This window comes from Coxiella endosymbiont of Ornithodoros maritimus, from assembly GCF_907164965.1.
Classification (GTDB): domain Bacteria; phylum Pseudomonadota; class Gammaproteobacteria; order Coxiellales; family Coxiellaceae; genus Coxiella.
The window spans coordinates 1-12,527 of record NZ_CAJRAM010000025.1; the positions used below are offsets into that span (position 1 = coordinate 1).

The following is a 12,527-nucleotide window of genomic DNA, read 5'->3' on the forward strand; positions in this document are numbered from 1 at the left end:
CACATATTGAGCGCCTAACCCCTCTCGTGTGGATCACCTTACCCCACTCATCAATCCCACACAGTTGAAAAACCCCTTTTGCAATAAATACCAACACCAAGTATTTTAATATCTTTCATGGCCCTGCTCCTTTTTTTAAAAATAGAAACTCTATGTTGGCGCATTATAACGCCCTCTTTAAGGAGGGGCACTTTTCATTAGGTTACTTAGCCACTGGGCCCGCAAGGTGGTATAGAAAACCTACACTTCTAATCGCATCCTCTTGCCATTGAAGGCTCATAAGTCAAGGTTTAAAAAGTTTCATGCCTTGCCCAACTCTTTTCTAGCTTCTGATTAGACCTCATTTCCGGAGTAATGGCGAACATCTCAACGTCGTGGGATCGGCCGTGATAGTAACGATAATTTTTCAGACTTCCTTCATGAGGAAATCCCACTTTTTTAAGCATTGCAATAGAGGCTGCATTTTCCTTTAAAGTGACCGCCTCAATACGATTAAGGGCGATGCGACTAAAAGAAAAGTCGACGACGACTTGTAACCCCTTTGTCATGATACCTTGGTTCCAGTAGTGCTTTGAGAGATCGTAGCAAATCTCCGCACGGTAATGCTGATTATTGATATAAAGCCCAATAGATCCGATCATTCGGTCATCTTCTTTCCGTGCTAACGACCAGTAAATACCTCGTCTATATTTGAAAAGGTCGTGGCAATAGGTGATTTCAGCGGCAGCTTCAGCAAGGTTTCTTGGGTTAGAGGCGAGAATATAATGAGCAACGTCGGGATCGGCGTAATACTCAAAAAACGCTTCTACGTCTTTAACCATTTGCTCGCGTAGGAAAAAAGTATCATCTACGTTAAGGATGGGAAATTTTGAACTATAAAAAGCATTAAGCATGCTAGATTTTAACTGGTCCTCACGTGTATTAGCTAGTCATTAAATTATAAAGCTTAAAACTTAAGAGAATATTAATTCAAAATGGTGTAGACTTAAACACATAAAGATTATACGATACTGATCACCCGATAATTGCTGTTATACGAAGGTTTCAGTCGCTCTAGAGCAATGTAAAGGAGTAGTTGTAGGAGGCATCAAATAACCTTGTAATCGTGCTGCATTGCAGATTAGCTTAGGAAGCAATTAATTATATTTCCAAAAAAATCAAGTCAAAAAAATCAAGTAATTCTACTTTTACAAGCCTTCCTATTGTAAAGGGGAGGTGTCTTTTTATATTTTTAAAAATTGTTTGGAGCAGTTAACTTGTATACTTGGGATAGTTATTGTTATTATTTAAAAATAATCTCACTGAATAAATTGTGAAGGGAAACGCGAAAATAAAAGGAAGTTTTCGTGGAAAAAAAAATTATCCGACGTGTAGTACCAGAATTACAAAATGGGTTTAAATGTCTTCACCCCGTTCTGCAACGTATTTACTTGGCACGTAATGTTAATTCACCCGACGAATTAACGAATGAACTAAAAAATCTATTCCCTTATTCCTCTTTATTGAACATCGATAAAGCCGTAGCACGATTAACGCAAGCATTAAAAGACCAGCAGCAGGTTATAGTCATTGGTGATTTTGATGCGGATGGCGCAACAAGCACTGCGCTCACTGTCAGTGCATTGCGCGCCTTTGATATGGAAAATGTTTCTTATTTAATACCAAATAGGTTCGCTTATGGTTATGGTTTAACGCCGGAAATTGTTGATTTGGCTTCGTCCCACCGTCCCGATTTAATCATCACTGTAGATAACGGTATTTCCAGCCACGCTGGGATTGCTCATGCGAATCAATTAGGTATTGATGTCATTATCACCGACCACCATTTACAGGGAGAGACAGTGCCCCCCGCTTACGCCATCGTTAATCCCAATTGCAAAGATGACCCTTTCCCCAGTAAATGTTTAGCAGGCGTCGGAGTTGCTTTTTACCTCATGTTGGCATTGCGTGCGGAACTTAAAAAAATAAATTGGTTTGAACAGCGCGGATTGGAATGTCCCAATATGGCAAAATTTCTCGATTTTGTTGCGTTGGGCACGATTGCTGATATTGTGCCTCTTGATAGAAATAATCGAATTTTAGTGCATCAAGGGTTACGGCGTATTCGTGTCGGCCAAGCGCATCCGGGTATTTTAGCGCTATTAGAAGTGTCAGGACGCCCTCGCGAGAAACTGAGGGCGACGGACTTGGGATTTGGGATTGGGCCCCGATTAAACGCGGCGGGTCGTTTGGATGATATGAGTTTGGGCGTAGCGTGTTTATTAGCAGACAACCTAGATGCTGCGTTGGATATCGCTTATCGCTTGGATGATTTAAATAAAGAGCGGCGGGTGATCGAATCGCAAATGCAAAAAGAAGCTTTTGACGCCATCGATGGATTAAATTTAAATAAAGGACTGCCACCTGCTTTGTGTTTGTATCAAGAAGAATGGCATCAAGGCGTAGTTGGCTTAGTGGCTTCGCGCGTTAAAGAGCGCACCCATCGGCCCACTATTGTTTTTGCGAAAATGAACAATACTACTCTCAAAGGTTCTGCTCGTTCAGTTTCAGGGTTACATATTCGGAATGTGTTAGAAGCGATTGCTATCAAACATCCGGGATTAGTAACTAAATTTGGCGGGCATGCGATGGCGGCTGGTTTGAGCTTACCGCTCGAACGTTTTGATGAGTTCAAAGAAGCGTTTTCTCGCGAGGTGACCGAGCACTTAGGTGAGGACGATCTTCAGCCTCGGTTAGTGAGCGACGGTGAATTGGCTTCCAATGAGCTTACGCTTGAGTTGGCGTTGTTAATGCACGGGGGGGGGCCTTGGGGCCAAGATTTTCCTGAGCCACTTTTTGATGGGCGTTTTAAATTGATCAATCAACACGTCGTGGGGCAACGTCATTTAAAATTGATTTTACAAGTGCCAGAGAGTAATTATTATCTAGATGGTATCGCTTTTCATGCGGATCTTGAACAGTGGCCCAATTTTCATTGCGAATACGTGCATCTTGCTTATCGGTTGGATGTCAACGAGTTCCAAGGTCGTCGGAAATTGCAGTTGCTTGTAGAACACATTAGACCTTGTTGAATTATGTGTCGTGGACTTGTTCGTGGGGTATATCGACTTTAAGGGGAAGCCATTAGTATTAAGTAGAGCGGTAGCGAATATTTCCACCACTTTGGAGTATGCGGTTCTTCATAATCTTGACCATAGGAAGCAATCTAGCTTGAAGGTGTGAATTTTAAAAGCGCTTCAATAAACTCCTTTTTCATAGGTGATAGTCTGTCAGTGGCCGAATATAGGAAGCAGAATCCAGTTGTTAGGTCTGATGCCATCGATACTATGCCCAGGATTCGGTTCTTTGGGATAAATAAGAGCAGCGATGCCTGGTATAACGCATCCTGCTAACACTAAGCAACCGCATAAACATTGACCAGAAGCACTGCTATTGTATATGTGGTCAAACAAAACGTTTAATTCATCAGCTATTTGATTTAGTTTCGTCGATTGATTTGGATCAAGTAATTTCCCCATCAGCTCCTCCAAAGGAGCGTTTGAATAATATTCAAGTGCTCTTCGAAGAGAGTCGGCATTTTTGTATTATAACGCCCCTGGCCTTAGGATCATATTAAGATAATTAAATAAGTTAACTTTATTTGCGTTGTCTAATCTCTAAGAGATTCGTTTTGCGGAGAATGGAAGAGTACTTGTTAAACCGGAAGGTTGGCGGTGTTTTTTAACACTGTGTCAGAAAGCCGAAACGCTGAATCAGCTAGACGAATTGTTCGGTTTATTATTTTCTTTAGAAGAAAAAGAACAATTGGCGCTGCGAGTTGAGTTAGTGCGGGCTTTACTGAAGGGTGAAAAAACTCAGTGTGAAATTGCTCATGATCTTAATATTAGTATTGCAAAGATTGCCCGCGGATCGAATGCGTTGAAAACAACTAGTGATAAAATTAAATCTTTTATAAAAAATTCTGCCTTAAGGGGGAAATTTTTATGAGTAACTCTGGTAAGAAATTTGATTTTCAAGGTGTTTTAAATAACATTAAATCCATGATCAGCCCGGAAAGTAATACGCCTAGCCCTGATCCCAGCGACGCCATTGGAATGAAAATTGCAGAACTAAGTGTTATCGCGCAACAATTGACAAAGTCCCATGAGGAACAGGCTAAAGAATTAGCTAACGTCAATCGACTGCTGAATGATTTATTTAAAGACCTAGAAGCTTTTCGCAATCCTCCGGAAAATAAACAGCAGAAAAGCAAGAAGATAAAAAAGAAAAAACGAAAAAGGACTAAGCAGATGCCCGCCTGCGTGGGAATGACGATTAAGAAGAAACCTTGATGAAAGCCTTTTCATTCTAGTTATTTTTCCTATTAATCTTAATTTCTAAAAAACGATTGTCATCTATCCAGTTTTTAACACAATCGGCTTCCTTTGCGGTTTGCCATAAGTTTCTTTTATGAGAAAAGCCACGATGAAGAAAGAAATCACACTAAGCGCAGGCAGAAAGTTAAAGCCGATAATAAAATCATTACCTATCAAGAGCACCGTGAGAACCCTCGATAAAAAGACTAATCAACGGGGGTATGGATAGCACCCAATAAAATAATCATGGCGTTGTTTAACCCTAATCCTGATACGCGAGTGGTTAATGAGGAGTGTTCTGAAATAATGGCAAACCCAATGTTTTGTCCTAAAGCAGCGATCCCTATCAGAAAAAACAAAAATCCGTAGATCCAATGTTCGTGGATGGAGAGATAAGTAATAATTGCGGTCGATTGGAATCCAAGCAAACTGCAAAAAATAAGGGTAGGCTTTCGACGCCTAGCAATATCGGAGAAAGCGCCTAGTAAAGAACAAGCCATTGCAAACGCAACCCAAGTAAGAGAAACCATATCTGCGGCGAGCTCCTGGAAAAGTCCTCTGGCTTCCAGATAGTCGGTTCCCCAGATAGCGCCTAAGACTACAAAAGAAGCATAAACGCAAGCTGAATAGAATGCGATATACCAGATCTGGAAATTTTAAATAATAATTTTAATGGTTGGGATAGTCCCTGTGGCTTTTTTTAGGTAGATCAGTGCTTGTTCCCCGCCACGCGGTTTGTTTCTTACGATGAACAAAATTAACAGCGCCAGCAGCACAACGAAAGACGAAATGAAACTGAGCACAAGTCGCCAATTGCCGTGCACCTTTGAAAGAAAAAAACCAATGGATCACCGACGAGCAGAGACCCCATAGTGCCGATAAATTGGGAAGTTCCTGCGAAAAAACCAAAATAACGTTGAGGAAACCAGGTCACCGCGATGACAAGTAGAAAAATAAAAGCAAAAGAAGAACTAAATCCCATTAAAAAGTGATTAAAAAAGCAAATCCAAATCCAGTGGATTGTGCAAATATCCGGGCGCCGACGGCGCACGCTAAAACAGCAAAAATCATAATAAGTTTAACACCGAATTTATCCGCCAAGACACCCACCAAAATTTGCACAATTGCATAAGCGATATAATAAGCAGAGCAAATTAATGCAAACGATTCCGGCAGTCAAATGAAGGTCAGGGATAATTTGATGAGCGACGGTCCTAATAAAAGTTCTCAGAAAAATTTGTAAAGGAAAAAGAAAGCGACTATTAAACAGATAATTAAAGCCAAAAAAGAAATGGGCGATTTATTCACTTGTATCAAATCGTTTATTCCTTTCAGCTCATTCCCTTATTCAAACTCTTCCAATTGCTCAATACTTTGTTCTTTCCAGTTTTTAAGATGAGCCACCGCTTTTTCTATTTCAGGAAGACAGCAACTGGGAATAAGGTTTCTCCCTCATGAAGCAGCGGTAAATTATTTTTATCTACAATAACGCATTCTTGGGGGCTGGTTATTGTCGCACTTTCACCAACGCCAAAGGGATTTTTAATTGTACATAATAATTTCGCCATTTGAAACACGTTGTGCTAATTTAAATTTAGAATAACTCATTCTGCTGGTAGCCGCGCGAACCCAAATATTGCCTTTAGTAAAAAAAGAATTAGTGGTTTTTGGGGGATAACAGCGGCTTTGTTCTGGCAACAAGTTTAAATTTCGCATTACTTTCAAAATACGCTTAATGCCCATTTTAGCGCATGTTCATCAAAGTGCATGGGTTCATCCGCTTCGTAAACCAAAAGGGGAATATTTTTCTTTTCTGTTAGCGATCATAATGAACCCTTTTCAATCAGTATATCGGAAATCATCGGGGCACCGAATGCTTTTGCTAATTCTTTTGCTTTTCCATTTTCAAAGTTAACGTAAATTTGCAGAAAATTAGTTTGATTTAAAAGCCCCATTTTGAGGTCGATACAATAGTCTGCTTTATCGAGTATTTCTTTTGTAAAAAAGATCGGTGAGCCGAGCAGCATATGAACCGGTCTTCGATCCGGGAAAATTAGAGTCTAATTCAATTCCGCCAAGTAAATAATGTGAGCGGTTAATGAGACCGTAGACATTCATCACTGGAATGGTAATCAGTGTTCCTTGCAACCGTTTGAGAATAGTATAATCTAATAAACGATTTATAATTTCAGTGCCATTTAGCTGATTAGCTCGCATAGTTGCTAGAATGAGAAGAGAAGGTCTTTTTTCTTTTCCCCGAATCACTTTAATTGGCATATACATGGGCGAATAACTAAACGATTCCGGTAAAGGTAATGGAAGGGAAACCCGCTCCCCAGAATGAATAGTTTCATTACAAAATTTAAGTGGAGAATTTTTCATAATAAATCAAAAAAGTGGATTTTAACAGATTCGCGTTTAGAGTTGAAAAATGAAAGTGGCATAAAAATAGCTTTGGTATAAACTCGGATGAAATTATAATTAACTCGTTGTATTTAGAGGATTATGGAAATCACCTTAAGCGCTATTAAAGCCGATGTGGACAGCATCGGCGGTCACACCCAACCTAGCATTGAAATGCTACATGCTGTTCAGGAATCCCTTCAAAAGAATATCGACTCCGGATTATTGATCGATGGATTGGTAACTTTCACCGGCGATGATATTGCGATTATTTGTTCGCATCAACAGGGTTTAAGTAATGAAGACGTTCATGTCGGTTTTGCGTGGCAAGCTTTTCTTACAGCAACTGCAGTGGCGAAAGAGCAAGGCAATTAAGGCGCTGGCCAGGGTTACTCGTGGACGCGCCTTCTGGGAATGTTCGAGGCGTCGAACCTGGTGTTGCTGAAATTGAATTTACCCTTAATCCAAAATCCAATTACCGTCCGGCTGAATCTTTTATGATATTTTCAGGCGATAAGTGCGCACCCGGCGCATTTAATCTTCCTCTTTATTTAGTTTTTTGTGATCCGATGCATAATGGGGGGATTTTATTAAATCCAAAAATACATTTAGGCCCGGTGTTTACTGTGATTGATATGGATTACAAAGGGGAAAACGAGGATCGCATTATTCAGCTTTCTATTCCCGAATGCTCCTGGGATGTTGCCGCGTTGTTCCAAAATCCTGATCGATATGCGGTTGAATCCATTCACTCACGTTATAAACCTGAAGAACAAGTGGTTTCTGTTTCTGCCACGCGATTACATAACATTTTATCAGCGGCGATGCGCGCGGCTCTCATAACATACCGCAATTACTGGTCCCTATTAATACGCCTGTCATTGGACCATATTCTCATCCCTTAATTTCGGCATTTGGTTTTTCCATGAATAAGCAGGGTAAATTTGCTGGACGTTATGTGCATTTTTTGCGGGTTCTGCTTGGGATTACGCACGTTATGTTTCTCAGCATTGAGCGGCCGAAATTAGGCGGTAAGGATTTATGGGCATCACTATGGCACAGGAAGCAGAAATTGCCTACACCGGATTATATAGATACGTGGAGAAAACTGGATGACGAATTTGAATTGCGAAAAAATGGATAATGAAAAATTTTAAATACCTTCTTTTCCTTTTATCCATTCCAGTCGTCACAGTGTTTTTTATTTGGTATGATCCTATCCCCCAGGGCCCGCCGTATCACCATTTTGCAGATCAAAGAGTAATTGCACGAATTCCTAATTTTTTTAATGTAACGTCAAATATTTTTTCTTTTTAATTGGCAGCTACGGTTTGTATTGTATTCAAGCAAAAAATGGATTCCCAAACTTTTTTAAATCGTGCAGAAAAAATATTTTACATTTGCTTTTTTTGCTGGACTTGTTTTTTTTTGGTTTTGGCTCTGTTTATTATCATTTGGCCCCGACGAATAAAACGTTACTTTGGGATCGACTCGGCATTAGCGTTGGTTTTATGAATTTATTTTCCGCTATGATTGCTGAAAGAATTAGTTTACGAGCCGGATTATGGGTGCTTTTCCCATTAATATTTGTGGGGCATCAGCGGTGTCGGTTATTGGATTTATTCTCAATCTATCGGATAGAGTGATTTGCGATTTTATGTTGCCGTGCAACTTTTGTCATTGCTTTCAATGCCCTTCATATTAATTTTATTCCCTCGACCCTATAACAAATGAACTTATATTTAGCTTGCACTTATCAGTTATACAATGGGCGCTTTTGTCGAACATCACGATTATGAAATCTATCGCCAACCTCATGAAACGATCAGCGGACATACTTTAAAGCACCTGCTTGATGCACTAAGTACCTATTTTATCATTCATTATTTGAAATCACGCGAACCTAGTATTTTTCAGACTTCAAGAATCAAATAGTTTTATTCCAAAAATTGGGGTTGGGGACCTCTCAAATGGGATAAGCCCAATCCCGATGACGCCCCAGGTTAGGAGGTATGTGCAGTGAGGGGGATCATTTGCGTAGTATCCATTTTGAAATTCTGAAAGGGTACCTAGATTAAATCTATGAATCGAGAAAGACTTTTTAACGCCATTTTGTGATCAAACTCCCTGACAAACACAGTACCCCGAGGTTTTATCCGTGCTACATTTGCAGTTACGCAGGGGTGTTGCGGTGCATGAAACAGGGACACTTTATGATTGAGCGTAAGCAAAACCCAAAGGAGAAAGAAAAGCTATGGCGCTTACAAAATGAATTTAGGAAAGCCAGCACTAGCACTCGCTATTACGCCTGGGTTTTTAAGTTTATACGATTTGTTTTTATTTTATAGATACGTTTTGCAAGTCTCGCTCAGTGTGATGACAACTGAGTTGACGCGTCAATTTCATTTGAACGGCGTCGGTTTAAGAAATTTGGCCACATCATTTCTTTACCCCTATTTAATTGCCAAGATTTTCGTGAGTCCTTTGCTGGATCGCTATAATCCGCGCTTGCTCACGTTGATGGCCATTGCTTTTGTGGCCTGGGTGCTATTTTCTTTGCTCACGCTCAAGCCTTAAAGATTGCTTTATTAGCGCGAGGTTTAATGGGCGTTTGCGTTTCATTTACAACGTTTAGCTATTTAAAAACAACGGCGATTTGGTTTAGTATTGGCTCTGCTTTTTTATGCTTGTGTCAAAAATAAATATCCTTCGAATTCTTTTGTATCTACTGAACCGACGATACAACTACGCGATGTTATTCAACTTTTAAAATTGAAACACAATTGGTTATTAATGTTTTACAGCGGTTTAGCCTTTTCGCCATTGGTCGTGTTAGGTAGTCTGTGGGGAACGACATTTGAACAGACATTATTTCATTTAAATAAGCCAGAATCGGCTTCGTTAACGTCGAGTTTATTTTTAAGGTTAGCGGTGGGAGCGCCTATTTTATGGTGGTTATCCAGCCACTTCAATAAACATTTTGCCATTATGTGGATTTGTTTAATACTCTATTTGGTAGGATTAGTCTGCGCGCTTTATTTGCCGGTGTCGATTAGATTAGAAGGCAGCTCATTATTTCTATTTGGTTTTGGCACAGGCGCTTTTGCGCAAGGATTTACGTTTGGAAAAGTGCCAAATTCTGTTTGGTTTACCGCCTCTGTGCTCGCTCGTCCTAATTAATATCAGAGACGCTTTATTCGGTTCTTTTACGGAACCTTTGATCGGAAAATTTCTTGATTTATTCTAGCAAGGTAAAGCTGTCAACAACGTTTGCTATTTCTCGACCCACGACTTTCACCAGGTATTTGCCGTATTGCGTTTGTATTTATGCGCCGCTTTTGTTTTTTTAAATAAAACTTCGTCACTCTGTTTGCATGGAAATGACGAAGTCTAAAATGGCTGTGATTTGTGGGTAATGATATCAATTTAACCTGTTGCGAAAGCTTCTTAATTTACAACGTTGAGAAAAGAATATAGGAGATAAAATGGCACAATATTTTATTATTATGAATTTAAGTGAATTTGGAACCGATAAAAATAGAATGATTAAATTTAATCGTTTTCTTTAGGAAATTAGTAATAAATCTAAAGAGGTATGTTATTTTACTGTGGTGATGGTACCAGAAAACGATATCCTCGATGAGAGTATTAAACGAGCGATGCCACGATCATGGAAAGAAGACGCATAGGCGAGTATCGAAAAACGTTCATTTGAGGAATATAAAAAGGTTTTATACTTAGAAAACGGAAAGGTGTATTTTTCAATCAGCCATAAATTCCGTAAGGGAAAAGAGGATGAATGTATAATGCTTAAACCGCGTGGAGGAACGCCTCGAATTCGCCCCGAGTACTTAAAAACATTTATAAACACGTTACATTTATCTATTGAGGAAGGGGATGCAGAGGCAATCATACAAACCGTACAAAACCTTAAGACTCAGCCGGATATACAGGAGCAACCAAAGCCGCCGCAGCAAAAACAAGGACCTCTGTTCGTAGGAGGGAATTTCCTGATCGAGAGTACAAAAAAGACTACGCACCAACCTCTCAACCCCCCACAAAAGAGGAAAAGAAAAAAACCGAAAGTAAAACGGAAAATAAAATTTTAAAAGCCTTTTGGTGTTGTTTCTTCAACACGAAACAACCGAAAGAGAGTATCAAAATTCCGCTCTTAGAGTAAGATCAAAAGAATGAAACTTATGGTTCTGTAAATTTAAGAGGTAAGAAAACAGATTATGAAAAGGAAGAATTAAGCAGGGAATTAAAAGGAGAGCCGTCCCCTTAAGCTAAAGCCGCATTTGGAGAAAAACCCACTTTGGGCTCCTCGGGAGAGACTTGGCATCCCTTGTCCCAGCCGCATCAATTGAAGCGGCAGGTAAGTATTTGTTGATAGAAAAGAGAGCAGAAAGAAGCAAAATTAAAAGGTAAAGAAAAAAATAAACGACGAATCTATCACTGTTTCGGATATCGGTACTGATAAAAATGAAGGTTTGCGTTTTCGTCATGGTTTTGGCAAATAGCCCCTCTTTACTGCGATGAGTTCAAGATAGTTGATGCAGAGATTATTTCCTATGGAAAAGGGTCCGTACTAGCCACATTTCTGACCTCTGATAAAAATCCTACAGCGGTATCAGCGTGGATAAAAAGTTAACGTTGAACATTCCCTTTTTAAATTCATGTAAAGCAAGTTTCAATGCGTTAGAGATCTTAAACTGATCGCAGATATTGAAAAAAAAGACAGAAGAGAAATTTTATTCAATGACTTTTCTAAAAAATTTTTCAGATTATGGTAGTTATGTTCCTGATAAAATAATGATGTATCCGTTTATTTCAGGTCAAGAATTTTTAAACATAGTAAACTCTGCTAAGAGGTCATCGAAGGAAGAACCTCTTCTTTCTGATTTATTAAAGCGCTTTAATATCAGGCAATATTTAGGAGTAACCTTTTTCAAAATGTCTTTGGAAACCCAGAAAAAATTTTTTCTTATGACTGGCTTAGTTAGGGATTTTTCTTGTTTATTAATGGATGAGCCTAGTAATGCGATAGATAAACAAAATATAGATACAGTCATTGCGTGTTTAAATGAGATTTCAAAAGATAAAATGATCATTATTGTCACTCATGACCAATATTTACAGTCTCAGTTACCTGGAAGCGTATTTGAGCGTAATAATAAGTTCTTGGTGTTGCGATAATCGGATAAATCCACGATAGGCATTGAGAGAGATGAAAGTGAATCAAGGAGCTCACCCAATGAGGTTTCTAGCTTCTGTAATTTTGAAAAGTATCATCCATAGGCTCATGATTAAGGACTCTTCGAAATCAAAAGATGCAAATCCTTGATTTTCTGGTGGCCAGGCAGAATCGAATAGAATAGTAGATATTTGAAAGATTTTTTATTATTCTCAAAGTTGTACTGAAAGAAGGATGCGATTAGAAGTGTAGGTTTTCTATACCACCTTGCGGGCCCAGTGGCTAAGTAACCTAATGAAAAGTGCCCCTCCTTAAAGAGGGCGTTATAATGCGCCAACATAGAGTTTCTATTTTTAAAAAAAGGAGCAGGGCCATGAAAGATATTAAAATACTTGGTGTTGGTATTTATTGCAAAAGGGGTTTTTCAACTGTGTGGGATTGATGAGTGGGGTAAGGTGATCCACACGAGAGGGGTTAGGCGCTCAATATGTGTCCACTGTGGCAAGGCCTTAAGGTGGCTTGTGTGGTTGATAGAAGCGTGTGGAGGCGCGAACCATTGGTATCGGGTTCATGGG

6 protein-coding genes and 8 pseudogenes are annotated in these 12,527 nt (G+C 39.4%); 8 read left to right on the top strand and 6 right to left on the bottom strand.

Going from position 1 to position 12,527, the window contains the following annotated elements:
* Together OWO34_RS02455 and OWO34_RS02460 are read right to left on the bottom strand one after the other, a co-directional pair.
* Positions 1–119, bottom strand: a pseudogene (locus OWO34_RS02455) (IS110 family transposase); the annotation flags it as partial.
* Between the two features lie 157 nt (positions 120–276).
* A pseudogene (locus OWO34_RS02460) lies at positions 277–893 on the bottom strand (GNAT family N-acetyltransferase).
* Positions 894–1,346: 453 nt separating this feature from the next.
* Here OWO34_RS02460 and recJ point away from each other — a divergent pair.
* The 3 genes and pseudogenes from recJ to OWO34_RS02475 all read left to right on the top strand — a co-directional run bounded on the left by recJ (position 1,347) and on the right by OWO34_RS02475 (position 4,285).
* On the top strand, positions 1,347–3,071 hold the full coding sequence (gene recJ / locus OWO34_RS02465; RefSeq protein ID WP_267256449.1) for a single-stranded-DNA-specific exonuclease RecJ: 1,725 nt from the start codon (positions 1,347–1,349) through the stop codon (positions 3,069–3,071).
* A gap of 608 nt (positions 3,072–3,679) precedes the next feature.
* A pseudogene (trpR, locus tag OWO34_RS02470) lies at positions 3,680–3,987 on the top strand (trp operon repressor).
* Positions 3,984–4,285 (top strand): annotated as a pseudogene (locus OWO34_RS02475) (hypothetical protein). The pseudogenes trpR and OWO34_RS02475 overlap by 4 nt, the downstream one beginning before the upstream one ends.
* Positions 4,286–4,561: 276 nt before the next feature.
* On the opposite strand, the gene OWO34_RS02480 reads toward OWO34_RS02475, so the two are convergent.
* The 4 genes from OWO34_RS02480 to OWO34_RS02495 form a co-directional block, all read right to left on the bottom strand.
* On the bottom strand, positions 4,562–4,855 hold the full coding sequence (locus OWO34_RS02480; protein ID WP_267256450.1) for a hypothetical protein: 294 nt from the start codon (positions 4,853–4,855) through the stop codon (positions 4,562–4,564).
* A gap of 481 nt (positions 4,856–5,336) precedes the next feature.
* Entirely contained in the window at positions 5,337–5,531 is a 195-nt protein-coding gene (locus OWO34_RS02485) for an MFS transporter (RefSeq protein WP_267256455.1), read from the bottom strand.
* 236 nt (positions 5,532–5,767) lie between these two features.
* Positions 5,768–5,923, bottom strand: a complete 156-nt coding sequence (locus tag OWO34_RS02490) for a hypothetical protein (protein WP_267256451.1) — start codon at positions 5,921–5,923, stop codon at positions 5,768–5,770.
* 412 nt (positions 5,924–6,335) lie between these two features.
* Complete coding sequence (locus OWO34_RS02495) at positions 6,336–6,737, bottom strand: succinylglutamate desuccinylase/aspartoacylase family protein (protein ID WP_267256452.1); 402 nt, start codon at positions 6,735–6,737, stop codon at positions 6,336–6,338.
* 123 nt (positions 6,738–6,860) lie between these two features.
* On the opposite strand from OWO34_RS02495, the pseudogene OWO34_RS02500 reads away from it, so the two are divergent.
* The 5 genes and pseudogenes from OWO34_RS02500 to OWO34_RS02520 all read left to right on the top strand — a co-directional run.
* Positions 6,861–7,902 (top strand): annotated as a pseudogene (locus tag OWO34_RS02500) (fructose 1,6-bisphosphatase).
* Positions 7,902–8,693 (top strand): annotated as a pseudogene (locus OWO34_RS02505) (ceramidase domain-containing protein). The pseudogenes OWO34_RS02500 and OWO34_RS02505 overlap by 1 nt, the downstream one beginning before the upstream one ends.
* Positions 8,694–9,026: 333 nt before the next feature.
* A pseudogene (locus OWO34_RS02510) lies at positions 9,027–10,152 on the top strand (MFS transporter).
* A 1,331-nt stretch (positions 10,153–11,483) separates the two neighbouring features.
* Entirely contained in the window at positions 11,484–11,954 is a 471-nt protein-coding gene (locus tag OWO34_RS02515) for a P-loop NTPase family protein (RefSeq protein WP_267256453.1), read from the top strand.
* A gap of 371 nt (positions 11,955–12,325) precedes the next feature.
* A pseudogene (locus OWO34_RS02520) lies at positions 12,326–12,527 on the top strand (IS110 family transposase); the annotation flags it as partial.

What these genes read in the sequence shown, in the direction of transcription:
- OWO34_RS02495 (WP_267256452.1), bottom strand. Translation starts at nt 6,737, where the DNA reads ATGAAAAATTCTCCACTTAAATTTTGTAATGAAACTATTCATTCTGGG.
- OWO34_RS02490 (WP_267256451.1), bottom strand. Translation starts at nt 5,923, where the DNA reads ATGGCGAAATTATTATGTACAATTAAAAATCCCTTTGGCGTTGGTGAA.
- OWO34_RS02480 (WP_267256450.1), bottom strand. Translation starts at nt 4,855, where the DNA reads ATGGCTTGTTCTTTACTAGGCGCTTTCTCCGATATTGCTAGGCGTCGA.